Consider the following 15,925-nt stretch of genomic DNA (forward strand, 5'->3'; position numbering starts at 1 on the left):
GCTATTGCGTGATCTTTTCCAGGTTCTTGTCGAACAGGTCGCTGTCCAGGTCGTTGGTCAGCGTGTACAGGGTGTAGCGCTTGTTCAGGCGGGCACCGCCGTCGCGAAGCAACGGCTCCCATAGCAAGGTGGCGCGGCTGCGCGAGGAGTGCGGCAACAGCATGTCGAACGGGATCGACACGTAGATGCCCTTGTCGAAGCTGCCTTCGCCGTAACCGGCGCTACCTGACTTGGTGGTGACGGTGGCATAGGCGCCCATGCGCGCGCCATTGGCGAATTCGCGCGATACATCGATCGTGGTGCCCCAGTCACCGGCAAGGTACCGGCCGGCACTCACCGCCACGGTCACATGGTGGTAGCCGGTATCCAGGTACCCGGTGGCCTGGCCGGTAATCACGTGGTATCGGCGGTAGGAGAAATCCTGGTCGAACCCGCGCGACTTGACCCAGTTGATGTCCGCACCCACCGCCCAGCGCTCGCCGAAGGGCCGGTACAGCACTTCGCCACCGGCGCCGCCGTACATGCTTTCCAGCATGCCGGCATATGCCAGCCCGTAGAGATCCTGGCCCAGCCGACGGGTACCGGTGAGCTGCAGGTTCGGCATGGTGATGTCGGAACTGGTCAGGTACTGGCGGACGTTGGTGCGTACGCGCGGAAGGTTGCTGGGCGCGTCATACCTGAACTTGTCGTAGTTGTTGGCCAGGTTCACCGCGAGCACGCCGTCGAGCCACAGGTTGCGGCTGAAGTTGAACGTACCCGAAGCCGCCCCGTACACCTGGTACAGCACGAAGGCATCGGGCCCGCCCAGGTTCTGCTGGTATCCCAGCGACACGCCACCGGTGAAGCGTTTGAGCGGCGCACGGTACAGCACGTCTTCATCGCGCGTGGTCACCGGGTCCTGCTCGACACTGCGACGGAAGGTGGCAAGGTCGATCTGGTGATCGAGCAATTCAATGAAGCGCGGCCGGTGCACGCTGGTTTCCACGGTTTTCATGCCGTTGCGTTCGCTCGCCACGGTGAGCCAGTCGATGCTGCCGTCCACCCGGTTGTCGATGATTCGGGTGGCGCGCCCCACCCCTTCATCGGGATAGAAAAAGCGCTGCTGTTCGCCATGGATGACAAGTTCGGAACCGCGGCGGCTGATGCTGCTGACGTTGATGCCTGCATTGTCGTGCAAGGTTTTCGACACCTCCGCCCAGTCCACGTGGTCAGGTGACTGGCGCGGCGTCGCACTACTACCGGCAGGCGCCGGACCGGGGGCCTGGGCCTGGACCGGATCGGGAGCCTGAGCCGGCGCCGCCACACCGGCGTGTGCGGTATCCACCCTTGTCGTTTCGAAGGCCACGGGCTCGGGCTTCGGGTCGTATGTCTTTGGCGGATCCACGTGATTGGCAAGGTTGCTGTGCAGGTTCAGTGCCGCGGTGGCAACCTCGCCGCGCTCGTATCCCAGGGTAAGGTCGATATTCCGGTTCAGGCGGAATACGGCGCCCAGGTTCACCGGCCAGCGCTGCGGCTGGTTGTTGTTCTGCGGCTGGTGCTTGTAGTCATTGCCGTCGAGTTCGGCCTTCAGAAGCATCCATCGAAGCGGCGACTGGTACTGCACCCCGCCGAAAAAACCCGGCCGGCCACGGAAAAACTTATTGATGCTGAATGTGCCGGTGCCGGTGCCGCCGGTGGGGCGCGTGCTGAACCGGTCGCTGATGAAATCCAGCGGATTGGCAATATCGCCACGCGCGCCCATGTAGCCCCAGGCAAGGCCCAGGCTGAAGTCGAGTGGCCCGGCCCGCTTGCTGGTGACGACATATTCACTGGAGAACAAGCCGGTGCCGCCGATATCACGCGCGCCGACCGCCACGGCCGGCAACCAGCGGCTTTCTTCCCACAACCTGATCTTGGTATCGATCGATTTGTCTTTGTAGGTCTGGCTTCCGCTAAGCGACTTCGGCCCGTACGGCCGGTTGCTGACATTGGTGTAACGGAATGATGCTTCCAGCCAGGGTAACGGCTGTATCGACACGTTGTAGTTGGTATATGGCGTGGTGCGGCTCAACACGAAGCTGAATTCGCCCTCCGGGGCCATGCGCGCCGTCGGCGTCTGCATCAGGCCGACCCCGCCGAAATCGCTCTGGGTCGGGGTCTGCTGCGCATGCGCGCACGTCATGCCGCCGCTTGCCAGCAAGGCCAGGCCGGCGCCATACCAGCCCCGGCGCCTGGACCTTTTCGCCCGCACTACTGCCACCCCTCTTCACCCAGGGTCTGGGTGGCGAGGAAATTGGCGACATCTTGGTTGAATCCATCATCGGCCGCCCCGGCGATCGCGTGCCGGTTGAACGGCACGTAGATCCACGCACCCGGCGCCAGCGGACGAGGCTCGGAACGATTCCACAGCGCAATGTTTTGCTCGAACACGGCGCCATCGGGCTGGACGACGTAGATCAGGTCTGGATCGGCGGCGGCGGACGACGGGCACGACGCCAGGTAGCGCCGCGCGTCCTGCATGGGTACATGGGGCAAACGGCAGGCCTTGCCCACTGCTCCCACCACGCGGATATCGGCGGGGCGCCGCGGATAGAACAGCGTGTCGCCCTCGTGCACCGGCCAGTCATCGGCGGGTGTGACCTCCAGCCGGGCGGGGTCGAGCGCCGCACCGGTACGACGGCCGGTGATCGGCCGGCCGGACAACCACGTCTGGAATGCAGCGCTGCCCTCGGCCAGCAGCGCATTGTCGGCAGCCATGGCCTGTCGGCGGATCGCGCCCAGCTCATAAACGAGACCGGCGCGCAGGCGTAGTTGCTCGCGCGCCAGGCCCGGTTGCAGCCAAGCCGCGCCCAACGCATACGCTGCATGGTCGACCCCGGCCGCTGCCGTTACGGCAGACAGGCGGGCGCCGGACGGATAGACGGCCGATCCGGGCCGCCCCACGGCACCCTCGGCGTCAACCTTGATCGTCGTTTGGGCCTGCGCCATCAACGGCAAGGCGTGAATAGCCATCGCCAGGCCAACCATCCACGCGCCGCGCCTCACGAATCGGTCTCCCGGTAAGGTTGCAGCTGGATCAGCTCGAGCGGAAAACCGGGCGCCACATACTGCTTGCTCTTCCAGATGAACCCGTCGGCCGGGTCGACCCAATAGTGGTTGGTGACATGCATGCCGACCCCGGGTGCGGAGAGTTCCTCGTCGATACGCCGCAACCGGTGCACCGTGCCGAGGATCTCGACGTCCTCGATCGACTTCGGCTCCAGATGGGCCTGCACGATCACGCCATAGCGATAACCGGGCGAGAAATCCATGCGACGGGTGTAGTCGACGGGAGCTTGCAGCCGCTGCAGGCCCGCCTGGAAAGGATTGCCCGAGGGGAATGATGAATCATCCAGGTTCTGTGCCAGGCCGACGGTTTTCACCACCAGACCATCACGCGTGAAGACGATGTCGTGTCCGCTGCCGTACCAGCCTTGCCGCCCTTGTTCCACGCTGGCGAGAATAAGTATGGCCTCGCCGCCGGGCGCGTTCACCTGCAGCTGGAAATACGGCGTGGCGGCCACCGATTCGGCGGTCGGCTGCACTTTCTCCCCGCGCACGGCAAGGCGAATGCTTTCGAGGCTTCCGCGCGAGACCGACGAGCAACCGGCGAGCAATGACATCGCCAGTGCAAGCGAACCGGGCAGGAAATGCCGTAGCGCGGCACACGCGCGTTTTTTCACAGGCCAGGCCAAGGTCGGTCAGGGGTCCGGTCGGGGATGATGTCGGGCGAAAAAGGCGGCGTTACCGCCAGGACCAGACAAAGACAGCACTTCACTGGCGTACCAGTCTCAATGCTTCGACACCGGTACGTCCTCGAACACTACATCACCGAACCAAACTGAAAACTGACTGGCGTCACCAGACACGCTTACAGATAACGCAACCAACTGCTAACGCCCTGGTCTATCAGGGCGAACACATGTTCGAATGCGGGACGCTGCTGGCGATAGGGGTCGGGAATATCACCGCCCTTGAGCCATCGATCAAGCAGGAACACCTTGCCGGTGGCCTCCGGCGCCATCCGGCCGATCTCGGCGACATGGCTTTTCTCCATGGCAAGAATCAGGCTGGACTGGCGCAGGAGCGCGGTGGTGAGCTGGCGCGCGCGGTGTTGCCCGCCGTCGACGTCATGTTCCAGCAACACTTGCAGCGCGGTGTCGTCCATGGGATAGCCGGTCACGGCGCTGAGGCCGGCGCTGGTGACTTCGCTGGCGTGGGCATCGCCCAGACGGTGTCGCAACAGGTATTCCGCGGTAGGGCTGCGGCAGATGTTGCCCACGCAGACGATCAGTATCCGTTCGAACATAGGTACTGCAATACTCCTCTTTCGAAGAAATCATAGACGATGGGCGCAATGATCATGCTGGCGACACCTGATGGTAAGGTTGCAGGGGAAACCAATTCCCCGGCTACTATGATGCAACGCGCTTGACGCTGCCGGACACTGGCGCATGACGATCTGGCGCGCCGTCACCAGCCTCGGCGACAGTGCGCTGCTGCTGCCGCTGATCGCATGGATGGCCATCTGGCTGTTCCTCTCCCCATCCAGCTGGCGCGATGCCCGCCGCTGGTTGTTGACCGTTGCTGTGTGTGGCGGCATGGTTGTGTTGTCCAAGGTGCTGTTCATGGCTTGGGGCATCGGACCGCCGGGCCTCAACTACACCGGATTGAGCGGGCATACGGCACTGGCCATCGTGGTCTGGCCTGCCTATGCGGGCATCCTCGCACGCGAGGCATCCACGCCGCTGCGCGTGATGGCGATCACACTGGGCGCCCTGGTCGGCGCCGGCGTGGCGGTGTCGCGACTGGCACTGAAAGTGCACAGCCCGTCGGAGGTGTGGATGGGTGCGGTGCTTGGCATCGCCGTGGCGGCCTGGTTCGTGGGTGGGCTTGCAGCTTCGCAGGCACAGCCGCAGCAACGACCCGCGTGGCAGCTTCTCCTGCTGGCAGGCGGCGCACTGGCGATCGGACTGACCTGCTACGGCCGCGTGTTCCCTTCGCAATACGTGCTCCAGGACATTGCTGTGTGGTTAAGCGGCCACCCGAACGTCTTCACGCGACGGGTACGATTGGGCTAGCCGGAAAGGCTCAAGCCCTGATGCCGTCGACCAGCCTGCGCAGTGATTGCAGGTAGAAAGCGCGGAACCGGGTTTCGTCGTAACTGAAGCGGCCACCGCGGTAGAGCGCGATCAGGCCATGCTGCTGCGCCCAGATGGCCATCGCCACATCGTGCGGGTCATCCCGTTTAAGCACGCCCTTCTCCATGCCTTCGACGACGGTCTGAATCAGAACGTTGAAGGTGGGTGAATGTCCGGCACGGAAGTCTTCCGGATAACGTCGCGCATCTTCCCGGCGAGACGAAAAGGCATGATCGAAAAAATGCGGGTGGGCCAGCGCATAGTCGAGGTAAGGCAGGCCCAGCGCCATCAGCCGCTTTATTATGTCGGGGCTGCGCGCGCGCTCGGTCCAATCCTTCGCAACCGCATTGAAGCTGTCATCGGAGAGCCGTTTGAGCAGCGCTTCGCGGTTGGGGAAATGGCGGTAGATGGCCATTGGCGTAATACCTACCGCCTCAGCCACCCGGCGCATCGTCAGGGCCTCGTGGCCTTCGCGATCGAACAGCTTGTGTGCGGCCTTGAGTATTTTCTCAGCGGTGGTGAGGCGAGTCATGTATACATCGTATACTTCGGGTCATCGTGATCGCAAGGGTATGGCAAGGCCCGACGCTATCCATGCATCGCCAGCCAGGCGCCGAGCGATACGGCCCTGCCGGCCTGGGATTATGATCCCGGCTTGACCTTCCTTCTTAGCGGCCATGCCCCATGACTATCGACTGCAACCATATGGATACCATCAGGGATGTTACCCCCAGCGCCCGCGGTTGCGAGGAATGCCTGAAGGCCGGCGGCGAATGGGTGCACCTGCGCATCTGCCGTACCTGCGGCCACGTCGGCTGCTGCGACGACTCACCCAGCCGCCACGCAGCGAAGCATTTCAATCACACCAGGCATCCGGTCATCGAGGGCTACGATCCGCCGGAAGGCTGGGGGTGGTGCTATGTCGACGAAGTGATGTTCGACCTGAGCGACCGCATGACACCCCAACTGGGCCCGATTCCTCGGTTTTACTGAAGCGCGCCGCTCCAGCCGCCACCCATGGCGCGGAAGGCTGCCACGGCCGATCGCGCATCATCCGCCCGGACTTGTGCCAGCAGGTCGCGCGCGGCCAGTAGCTGGCGGTCTTCATCGAGTACTTCGAGCAGGCTCACCGCGCCACCACGATAGGCTTCCTGCGCTGCATCCCGGGCCTGGCCGTGCGCCTTGACCTCAGCCTCGAGCAAAGCCTGCTGCCGGGCAAGTTCGTTCAGCGCGACAATGGCGTTCTCGACATCCTCGGTGGCGCGAAGCATCGACGCCCGATAGTCCAGCAAGGCCTCCCTGTTGGCGCCTCGTGCCTGTTTTACCTGCGCGTCCACGCGCCCGAAATCGAACAGGCGCCAGTGCAGGCCAAGCATCGCGGCAGGCTGGAATGCATCACCGGTAAAGAGCTTGCCGCTTTGCAGTGAACTCAAGCCCAGCACCGAGGACAACGAAAACGAAGGGTAGTACTCCGCGATCGCCGCACCGACCACGGCGTTGCTGGCGGCGACCTTGCGTTCGGCGGCGATCACGTCCGGGCGGCGACGCAGTAGTTGTGCCGGACCGCCTGCGGTATCAATGGCCGGTAGCGTAAAGGCCGCTGGCGCCGATTCGATCTCGCTGGCATAGGTTCCGGGCGCAGCACCCATCAACACGTCCAGCCGGTTCAATTGCGCGGCCAGCGCACGCTGCAACGGTGGTAGCGATGCCTGTGCCTGCAGCAGCAATGCCTGGGCCTGCGAGGACTCGCGCAACGTCGCCACGCCGCCTTCCCTGCGCACGTTCACTAAATCAACGAGGCCCGATTCATTGCGGATCTGGTCCTGGGCAATGGCGATCCGCGCCTGGGCGCCACGCACCTGGAAATAGGCATCGGCAGCCTCCGCCACCAGGGAAATACGCACACCCGCGTGCGCCGCTTCGGCAGCCTGGTATTCCGCATCGGCCGCTTCCGAGCGACGGTGCAGGGAGCCTGCGATGTCCAGTTCCCAACTGGCGCCGACGCCAAGCTCCGAAAGCGTCTGCTTGCGTTCATAACCGGGGAAGGCGCTGGCGATCTTGCCTAGTGGACTCACGATTGATTGCCGTTGCCGGGCAATGTCACCGTCGAGGCTCCCTTCAGGCAGGCGCGACGCACCGGCGAACTGCGCGGCCGCCCTCGCCTGCTCCATGCGCGCTGCGGAGGCTTCAAGATCGAGGTTTTGCGCAAGCACGCGCTCGACAATCACCACCAGTTCCGGGTCGTCGAAGCCTCGCCACCATGTGTCGAGCGCGGGTGCCGGCGAGGCGGGCGATGCAGCCTTGTCCGCGACGGCATGGTAATGACCGGCGGCAGCAAGGTTTGGCCGCACATAGTCCGGGCCCACTGTGCATCCGGCCAATATGACGACCAGGGCAGCGGTAATGATTTCAGTGCGCATCGGCGGAAGGTCCTTTCGGTGGCATCACCTTGCGCATGAGCGGCACCATCACGGTGGCGATGATGAAACACACCATGATGGCTAGGAAGGCGTCGGCGTAAGTCAGCGTCTGCGCTTCACGGAAGGTCAATGACCACAGCAGTTTCAACGATGTGGCTTGTGCGGCCGGGTCGCCCTCGGCCCAGCCATGACGAGCAAGGAATCCGTTCATCGCTTCGTTGGCCGGGGTCAGGTGCTCGGCCAGGCGGAAGAAATGCAGGTTCGTGCGGTCGGTAAGGATGGTGGCGCAGCCTGCGATACCCATCGCGCCGCCGAGGTTGCGCATCAGGTTGAACAACCCCGACGCCTGCTTCAGCCGCGATGGTGCCAGGCCGCCCAGGGTAAGCGTGACGATGGGAGGGATCGCCAGTTGCTGGCCGATACCACGCAGCGCCTGAGGCCATAGCAACTCGCGGGCACTCCAGTCGTGGGTGATCGGCGAAAATTCGAACATCGATACCGCGAAGAACGCCAGGCCCGCCATCATGATCCAGCGCAAATCAACGCGATTGGCAAGCAGCGCGTACACCGGGATGGTAAGAATCTGGAACACGCCGGTAGAGAACACCGCCTGGCCGATCTGCAGCGCGCTGTAACCCTCTACCCGTCCCAGGAACAAGGGTGTCAGGTAGATGGTGGCGAAAAGCCCGATGCCGGAAATGAAAGAGAAGAAGCAGCCGAGGGCAAAATTCCTGTCCTTGAGGGCCCGAAGGTCCACCACCGGGTGTTCGGCGGTCAGGCCACGCCAGACGAACAGCACGCCGGAAATCGCCGCGATCCAGGCGGTGGCAAGGATGGTGTGGTCTTCCAGCCAGTTCCAGCGGGGCCCTTCCTCGAGCGTGTACTCAAGGCAGCCGAGGAAGATCGCAATGAGCGCGATACCGGGGTAGTCGCCCACTTTCAGTAGCGACAGATCCGGCTTGTCGATCTTCACCAGCATCGGCACGGCGATGGTGACGAACGCGCCGGGCACCAGGTTGACGAAGAACAACCAGTGCCAGGAATAATGGTCGGTGATCCATCCGCCAAGCGTAGGCCCCAGGGTCGGTGCCAGTGATGCCAGTGCACCGATGGTGGCGGCGGCCACCACGCGTTGCTTGCCTTCAAAGAAGATGAAGGCCGTGGTGAACACGGTCGGGATCATCGAACCGCCCAGGAATCCCTGCAGGGCGCGAAATACGATCATGCTCTGGATGTCCCAGGCGATGCCGCAAAGCAGACTGGTAAGCGTGAATCCCGCTGCAGAGACGGCGAACAGCCAGCGCGTGGAGAATACGCGGCTCAGCCAGCCGGACAAGGGAATCACCACGATCTCTGCAATCAGGTAGCTGGTTTGCACCCAGGCGGTGTCGTCGGCACCTGCCGAGAGACCGCCGCCGATGTCGCGCAACGAGGCCGAGACGATCTGGATGTCCAGCAAGGCGATGAACATCCCCAGGCACATGCTGGCGAAGGCGAATATCTTCTGCCCCTGGGTCAGGTGCGCGATGGACGTGTTCATGGGGCGCGGGTGTCGATCGATGCGGTGACCGACAGGCCTGGCCGAAGCACGTCCAGGTCGCCGTCCTTGCCTTCCAGCCGCACACGCACCGGTACGCGCTGCACGATCTTGGTGAAATTCCCCGTGGCGTTCTCGGGCGGCAATACGCTGAACTGCGCTCCCGTAGCCGGAGCGAGGCTTGCGATATGCCCCTTGAACGGATGACCCGGCAACACATCGGCATGCACGTCCACGGCCTGTCCCACATGCATGCGGGACAGCTGGTCTTCCTTGAAGTTGGCGTCCACCCAAAGGCCGTGCGCGGGCACCACCACCAGCATCTGGCTGCCCGCCGTGGCATAGGCTCCCACTTGTGCGCGACGGTTGCCGATCACGCCATCGATCGGGGCGCGCAACTCGGTGTAGGAAAGGTTCAATCGCGCCGTGTCGCGTTCGGCCACGGCTTGCGCGAGCGCTGCTTCCACCTGCCGCCGCTGGCTGGCGATCACGGCAAGTTGGCGCTCGGCGGCCTGTGCCGCTGCCTGGGCACGAGCCATCCCAGCTTGCGCGGTTTGATAGTCCGCGCGCGCGCGCTGGGCGCTTTCGATAGATACGGCGGATTTCCGCGAGAGGTCCGCATAGCGCGCATCATCCAGGTGCGAACGCGTGGCTTCCGCGGCGGCAGCGGCTACGCCGGCCCTCGCCTGGGCGATCACGCTATGTTGCAGGTCCGCCGTGGCATCGAGGTTGCCCAGCGAGGCCTGCCCGGCGGCGACCGCCGCATCTGCCTTCTCCAGCGCGGCCCGGTAATCGCGGTCATCGATCTTCACCAGCAGATCGCCCTTGCCTACGCGCTGGTTGTCGACCACGGCCACTGTCTGGATATACCCCGGCACCTTCGAGCCGATCACGGTAACGTCGCCCCCGACGTAAGCGTCGTCGGTGTCCTGGATGAACCTGCCGATGGTCCACCAGTGCACGCCATAAGCCACGGCGATAACGGCGAGGATGGACACCGCTGTGCGTTTGATTCCCTTTCGTCGGGGAGGCTTCAGGATGGCGGATTCGGTTTCGGTGGCGGACACGGGGCACTCGGGGCATCGGGAGGATGCGCTTAACATTATGGTCATCATATAAATAATCAAGGGCTTCTTCGGCACGGCCGCCATGACCAACGGATGCTTGCATTTGCCCCCTCATGCCGAGGCACACGCCTTCCCGCGCGTGGCATTATGTGGTTTGATTAAATCACACAATTTCACACACAAGGACCATCATGACCAGGCTAGCCGTCGGACGATTTTCGTTTATGGTCATGGTGTTGGCAGCCTCCGGTGCCCAAGCTGCGGATTGGGCACCGGGCAAGCCGCCGCTGTCCACGCCGTGGACCGACAAGGTCCCGGTGGATCATCCCCTCCCCGAATACCCGCGTCCGCAGCTCACCCGTCCCGACTGGCAGAACCTCAACGGCCTGTGGGACCTGGCGATCACCCCGCGATCAGCCACTGAACCAGCCCAATGGCCGATGCAGATCCGCGTACCGTTCGCCGTGGAATCCGCGCTCTCCGGTGTGCAGCGCCCGGTCGGCAGCGACCAGGCCGTTTGGTACCGGCGCAAGGTCGACATCCCCGCGGATTGGTCCGGCCGTCACGTGAAGCTCAACTTCGGCGCCGTGGACCAGCAGACCACCGTGTGGGTCAACGGCAAGCAAGCAGGCGAAACCCATGTGGGTGGCTATGACAGCTTTGGCTATGACATCACCGATGCGCTCAAGCCCGGTGCCAATACCATCGTTATTCGTGTCTACGACCCCACCGACGATGGCCAGGGCGCGCTGGGCAAGCAGCGGCTGAAGCCCGATGGCATCTGGTACACCCCCACCACGGGCATCTGGCAGACGGTCTGGCTGGAACCGGTGGCACCGGTGCACATCGAACGCATGGACATGACGGCGGACCTCGATCACGCAAGGCTTGTCGTGGTGCCGCACCTGGACGGCGGAGCGGACACGAAGGTACGCGTGACGGTCACGTCCAAAGGCACGAAGGTCGGCGAGGCTACCGGTATCGCCAATGGCAGCATCGACGTGCCGGTGCCGCATGCCCATCCGTGGACGCCGGACGATCCTTTCCTCTATGACGTAAAGGCCGAAGTGCTCGACGGCGGCAAGGCCGTGGACACCGTGGGCTCTTACATCGGCATGCGCACCATGAAGCTTGCGAAGGTGGGTAAATTCCTCCGCCCGGTGCTCAACGGCAAATTCGTGTTCCAGATGGGCGCGCTCGACCAGGGCTTCTGGCCCGACGGCATCTATACCGCGCCCACCGACGAAGCCCTGCGTTCGGACATCGACAAGGCCAAGGCCATGGGCCTGAACCTGCTGCGCAAGCACATCAAGATCGAGCCGCAACGCTGGTACTACTGGGCCGACCACCTGGGCATCCTGGTGTGGCAGGACATGCCCGCCACCCGCGACCACCACGTGCCCGATAGCGCGGGCAAGAAACAATTCGAACACGAACTGCATACGATCATCGAGCAGCTGCGCAATACCACCTCGATCGTCACCTGGGTACCGATGAACGAAGGATGGGGTGAATACGATCCCGACCGCCTGGCCGACGAGGTAAAGAAACAGGATCCAACCCGCCTGGTGAGCAACAACTCAGGGTCCAACTGCTGCGGCTTCGATGGCGGCAACGGCGACTTCAAGGACGACCACATCTATGTGGGTCCGGGCGAGACCGTACCCACCGCCACGCGTGCCGCGTCGCTCGGGGAATTTGGCGGCTTGGGCCTGGTGGTACCGGGGCACTTGTGGCCGGCGAAAAAGAAATTCGACTACGAAGACCAAGCCGACGCGAAAGCCATGACCACACGCTACGAAGGCCTGCTGGCGAAGGTGGCCAGGCGCGTACCCTTCGGCCTGTCCGCCGCGATCTACACCCAGATGACCGACGTGGAAACCGAGCTCAACGGCTACCTCACCTACGATCGAAAGGTCATGAAGATGCCCGTCGATCGGGTGAGGAAGGCGAACCAGGCGGCCATCGATGCCGCCAAAGAGCCAGACCAGTAACGCTCACCTTTCCGCAAACGCCTAACGGGTAACTGCGATCGCGTCGACCTCAAGCAGGAGGTCGTCGCGAAACAGCCGCTTCACCTCCACCAGCGTACTGGCCGGCGGATGCGCCGTGTCGACAAATTTGTCGCGGGCGGCGCGAAGCGCGGGCAGACTGGTCGTGTCGGTGACATAGAAGGTGAGCTTGACCACGTTCGCGAATGAAGCGTGTGATGCCTTCAGGGCCGTATCGATATTGGCGAACACCTGTGCGGCCTGCGCTGCGAAGTCGCCCTTGCCGACCAGCTTGCCATCCTTGTCCAGCGCCACCTGGCCGGATAGGTAAATGGTGTGCCCCGCGGGCGCCACTACGACATGCGTGTATCCCATCGGCTTGGAAAGGCCGGGCGGATTAATGAATTGGGCATCCTGCGCCGCGGCAGCGAATGGCAGGATAAGAAGGGTGGCAAGAACGATCTTCAAGTGCATGCGTTCTACTCCGTTGCAGATATGCCAGTGTTGAACAATTTGAACTCGCGGATTTGCGCTGTGCCTACGCTGGATTCGATGTCCAGACGCACTCGCGATGCCGTGACGGCGGGAAACCTGTCGAGCTTGAGATGGCCAATGGGCTGGCCCTGGGCCACGGTCACCCAGGTGTCGCCGCGCATCACTTCGATGGCATAACGGCGAACATGCTGGCCTGCGTCAAGACGCTCCATGGCGATGGCGCTGTCGAAGGTGACGGGCTTGGGGAAATCAACATCGAGCTGGGCGTGCGAGCTGCCCTCTGGCGCTGACCAGAAGGTCGAAGGATCGTTGTCCAGGGCGCGTTTGGCCTGGGCATTGTCCGCACCGGCTCCGGTAACGAGGTTCGATGCATTGCCGTACCGGCGTTCCAGGGCCGCGCCGAAGTCGGCCAGCCGCTTCACATCCGCATCCGGCAGCAGTCCGTGCGTATTGGGCGCGATGCCCAGCATCAACTGACCGCCCCGTCCCACGCTCGTCTCCCAGGTGGTCACCAGCTCGTCCACGGATTTAAGGCTGGCGGCGAAATCAGGCTTGGAGCTGAAGAACCAATGGTCCTTGTGCAAGGGCGTGTCCACTTCCACCGGTCGCCAGCGCAGCTCGCCATGGCGGTCGATCACGTTCCAGGTTTCACCTTCCGTGACGCCGTGTTCATTCCCCGCCCAGCGAATATCGCCGTAGCTGAAAAGCGCGACGTCGGCGAACACCATGGTGTTGGGCTGGTAGGTACGCAATTCCTCGATGTAGTGGTCGAAGTCGTACACGTGTCCGGCGCTGCCGGCGCCATCGAGCCACCACTCCACCAGCGGGCCGTAGCCGGTGGCCAGTTCGTCCAGCTGCGCGGCGTAGTACTTATCATAAGCAACCTTGTCGGCGTACTTCGGCTCATGGCGGTCCCACGGCGACAGGTACACGCCGAAACCCAGGCCCGCCTTGCGCGCCGCCTGGGATGCAAGCTTCACCAGGTCGCCCTTGCCGTGCAGCCATGGGCTGGACTTCACCGAGTAATCGCTTTGTTCGGTAGGCCACAGGCTGAAGCCATCATGGTGCTTGGCCACCAGCACCATGTAACGTGCACCCGCGGCGCGCACCGCCCGGGCCCATTGGCCCGGATCGACATGATCGGGATTGAACACTGACGCCGGTGCCGTGCCATCGCCCCATTCCCGGTCCAGGAAGGTATTTGTGCCGAAGTGCACGATCACGCCGAACTCAAGGTCCTGCCAGGCGACCTGCTGCGGCGAAGGGAGCGTAGTGGCGAAGTTCTGGCCATCCGCCAGGGCCATCGCAGGCCATGCCAGCGTCAGCAACAAGGACAAGGCGTGCGCTCGGATGGCTGGCAGGGGCATGCGGCGGCTCCAGTTTCGGCGTAAGAGGAATTAAGTTTGTAGTACATTTTGCCGATGGTATCGAGACGTCATTTCATCAAGGCTGCCTCCGTGGCCGCCCTGGCCCTTCGTGGTGCCCCCCTGGCCACGGCCTTCGCAAGTACCGCCAACGGCACCCTTCGCTGTATCAATGTGGTGAATTTCATCCGCCTGGTTGAATCGCGCTTCGCGACGGACATGCTGCAGCCGGTACGCGAACAGATGGCCCTCGTGCGCGCCCACGCCCTGCCCGCCACCTGGCTGCTGCAGTTCGATGCGCTGGTGGATGGCCCCTTCGTCGGTTTCCTGAAGCAGCACATGGCCGACAACCACGAGGTGGGGTTCTGGTTCGAAATGAACCAGAAGATCTGCGCAGCCGCGGGCATTCCATGGCGCGGCCGGCCCGACTACGAATGGGATCCGGATCCCACCGTCGCCTTTACCATCGGCTACACGCCAGCCGAACGGATCAGGCTGGCCGATGCGGCGATGGAAGCATTCCACTCGATATGGGGACACCATCCCCGTTCGGTGGCGAGCTGGAACCTTGATGCGCTGGTGGTGCAGCACCTGGCCGATCGTTACAGCGTGGATGCCTTCGCCGTGTGCCGCGACCAGATCGCCACCGATGGCTTCACCATCTGGGGCGCGCCGATAGCCGGCTACTACCCCAGCAAGACCAACGCCTGGAGCCCGGCGCTCAATGCCGCCAACCAGGTGGATGCACCGGTCTTCCGCATGCTGGGCCAGGATCCGGTCTACTACTACACCAAGCAGTGGCGCCTGCCCGACGGAACACAGCTTGAGCAACCGGACACCCTGGAACCGGTCTGGGTGTCGGGCCAGTCCACAGCCTTCGTCGATGCCTTCCTGGCGATGCTTGCCAGGGGGCCATCGCTCAACTTCGCCTACGCGCAACTGGGCCAGGAGAACACCTTCCCCTGGGGCCGGCAAAGCCAGGCCTATCCCATGCAGATGGCCGCGCTGGCGAAGCTGCGCGACGGCGGCTCGGTGCATGTGGAAACCATGGAAAGCTCCGGCCGGCGCTTCCAACAGGCCTTCAGGCAGACCCCCGCCCAGGCGCAAGTCCAGTTGGTCGATCCCTTCGGCAATACCGACCCGGTGCAGCGGAGCATCTGGTACCAGAGCCGGTTCTACCGGGCCAACCTGCATCTGCGGGGCAATATTCCATTCTTCAGGGATATCACCGTCTATAGCGATCGCTTTGCCCAGCCCTTCCTGCACGAGCCCACGCGCGAGAAAAACGTGGAACAGAAGATGCTGGCCGTGGTGGATGGCTATCACTGGAGCAAGCATCCGGGCTCTACCGATGATGACGCCGCAGGTGGGTATTTACTTATCAATGGCGAGCCACTGGTGCTGGCTGGCATGCCCGTCATTACTGAAGCTGGCCAAAGCATGGTGGTGACGATGGCGGTGGGTAACGGCCGTACGCTTACCGTGCATTTTGGTGAACGGATGATCACATGCGAACTTGGTCCGGCCGACGGGGCCACGCTTGAGATTTCCTTCCGATGGGATCCGGCGAAGGCTGCCCTCAAGGATCTGGGCCCAGGATCGGCGACCTATCGGTGGCAGGCTTTCGATTACCGCGTTGCCCTGCGCAAGGGGCGCGTCGCAAGAACCCCGACAGGCTGGAAAGTCGCAGCCGAAAGGGCATCGATCGTGATGGAACTGGCCCAGCACGACTAGCCGCCCGGCAAGCCGTCCTGCCCAGCCAGTCATCCCGTTGGTCACGCCCGGCAAGCCGTTCGTCACATCGATGCAGACGCAGCCGCATTCATCTTGCAACCTTCGTTTCATTCCCGGGTCGGTGGCGACGCGTGTCGCGCTGCCGGGACAAGTCGAAT

The 15,925-nt window shown here is 63.3% G+C and carries 14 protein-coding genes; 4 read left to right on the top strand and 10 right to left on the bottom strand.

The features are described from left to right. Position 1: 1 nt before the first annotated feature. The 4 genes from VGM61_RS16895 to VGM61_RS16910 form a co-directional block, all read right to left on the bottom strand. Positions 2 to 2,230 carry a YjbH domain-containing protein gene (locus VGM61_RS16895; RefSeq protein ID WP_331524062.1) on the bottom strand — a complete coding sequence of 743 codons (2,229 nt, stop codon included), beginning with the start codon at positions 2,228 to 2,230 and terminating at the stop codon, positions 2 to 4. Beyond that, a complete protein-coding gene (locus VGM61_RS16900) occupies positions 2,230 to 3,024 on the bottom strand; it encodes a capsule biosynthesis GfcC family protein (RefSeq protein WP_331524063.1) in 795 nt (264 codons plus the stop codon). The genes VGM61_RS16895 and VGM61_RS16900 overlap by 1 nt, the downstream gene beginning before the upstream one ends. Beyond that, positions 3,021 to 3,701 carry a YjbF family lipoprotein gene (locus tag VGM61_RS16905; protein WP_331524064.1) on the bottom strand — a complete coding sequence of 227 codons (681 nt, stop codon included), beginning with the start codon at positions 3,699 to 3,701 and terminating at the stop codon, positions 3,021 to 3,023. Before VGM61_RS16905 ends, VGM61_RS16900 begins: the two co-directional genes overlap by 4 nt. A 188-nt stretch (positions 3,702 to 3,889) precedes the next feature. Next, positions 3,890 to 4,327 carry a low molecular weight protein-tyrosine-phosphatase gene (locus VGM61_RS16910; RefSeq protein ID WP_331524065.1) on the bottom strand — a complete coding sequence of 146 codons (438 nt, stop codon included), beginning with the start codon at positions 4,325 to 4,327 and terminating at the stop codon, positions 3,890 to 3,892. Positions 4,328 to 4,472: 145 nt separating this feature from the next. Here VGM61_RS16910 and VGM61_RS16915 point away from each other — a divergent pair, with 145 nt between their 5' ends. Beyond that, positions 4,473 to 5,099 (top strand): phosphatase PAP2 family protein, encoded by a 627-nt coding sequence (locus VGM61_RS16915; protein WP_331524066.1) that lies wholly within the window; start codon positions 4,473 to 4,475, stop codon positions 5,097 to 5,099. Positions 5,100 to 5,109: 10 nt separating this feature from the next. On the opposite strand, the gene VGM61_RS16920 is transcribed toward VGM61_RS16915, so the two are convergent. Continuing rightward, positions 5,110 to 5,691 carry a TetR/AcrR family transcriptional regulator gene (locus tag VGM61_RS16920; RefSeq protein ID WP_331524067.1) on the bottom strand — a complete coding sequence of 194 codons (582 nt, stop codon included), beginning with the start codon at positions 5,689 to 5,691 and terminating at the stop codon, positions 5,110 to 5,112. Positions 5,692 to 5,843: 152 nt separating this feature from the next. Between VGM61_RS16920 and VGM61_RS16925 the strand changes: the two genes are divergently transcribed. Then, positions 5,844 to 6,152, top strand: a complete 309-nt coding sequence (locus VGM61_RS16925) for a UBP-type zinc finger domain-containing protein (protein ID WP_331524068.1) — start codon at positions 5,844 to 5,846, stop codon at positions 6,150 to 6,152. Here the strand turns inward: VGM61_RS16925 and VGM61_RS16930 are convergent. The 3 genes from VGM61_RS16930 to VGM61_RS16940 are packed head-to-tail and all read right to left on the bottom strand — an operon-like array spanning position 6,146 to position 10,114. After that, on the bottom strand, positions 6,146 to 7,579 hold the full coding sequence (locus VGM61_RS16930; RefSeq protein WP_331524069.1) for an efflux transporter outer membrane subunit: 1,434 nt from the start codon (positions 7,577 to 7,579) through the stop codon (positions 6,146 to 6,148). The genes VGM61_RS16925 and VGM61_RS16930 overlap by 7 nt on opposite strands. Then, positions 7,569 to 9,119, bottom strand: coding sequence for a DHA2 family efflux MFS transporter permease subunit (locus tag VGM61_RS16935; protein ID WP_331524070.1), 1,551 nt, complete (start codon positions 9,117 to 9,119; stop codon positions 7,569 to 7,571). The genes VGM61_RS16930 and VGM61_RS16935 overlap by 11 nt, the downstream gene beginning before the upstream one ends. Beyond that, on the bottom strand, positions 9,116 to 10,114 hold the full coding sequence (locus VGM61_RS16940; protein WP_331524071.1) for an HlyD family secretion protein: 999 nt from the start codon (positions 10,112 to 10,114) through the stop codon (positions 9,116 to 9,118). Before VGM61_RS16940 ends, VGM61_RS16935 begins: the two co-directional genes overlap by 4 nt. A 260-nt stretch (positions 10,115 to 10,374) precedes the next feature. Between VGM61_RS16940 and VGM61_RS16945 the strand changes: the two genes are divergently transcribed. Continuing rightward, on the top strand, positions 10,375 to 12,177 hold the full coding sequence (locus tag VGM61_RS16945; protein ID WP_331524072.1) for a glycoside hydrolase family 2 protein: 1,803 nt from the start codon (positions 10,375 to 10,377) through the stop codon (positions 12,175 to 12,177). 21 nt (positions 12,178 to 12,198) lie between these two features. On the opposite strand, the gene VGM61_RS16950 is transcribed toward VGM61_RS16945, so the two are convergent. After that, entirely contained in the window at positions 12,199 to 12,648 is a 450-nt protein-coding gene (locus tag VGM61_RS16950) for a RidA family protein (RefSeq protein WP_331524073.1), read from the bottom strand. Positions 12,649 to 12,653: 5 nt separating this feature from the next. Beyond that, complete coding sequence (locus VGM61_RS16955) at positions 12,654 to 14,036, bottom strand: alpha-L-fucosidase (RefSeq protein WP_331524074.1); 1,383 nt, start codon at positions 14,034 to 14,036, stop codon at positions 12,654 to 12,656. A 90-nt stretch (positions 14,037 to 14,126) separates the two neighbouring features. On the opposite strand from VGM61_RS16955, the gene VGM61_RS16960 reads away from it, so the two are divergent. Then, the gene (locus VGM61_RS16960) at positions 14,127 to 15,767 is read left to right on the top strand and encodes a hypothetical protein (RefSeq protein ID WP_331524075.1); all 1,641 of its coding nucleotides are present in this window, start codon (positions 14,127 to 14,129) and stop codon (positions 15,765 to 15,767) included. Positions 15,768 to 15,925: the final 158 nt, after the last annotated feature.

The sequence above is a fragment of the Pinirhizobacter sp. genome, from assembly GCF_036499745.1.
GTDB lineage: Bacteria > Pseudomonadota > Gammaproteobacteria > Xanthomonadales > Rhodanobacteraceae > Pinirhizobacter.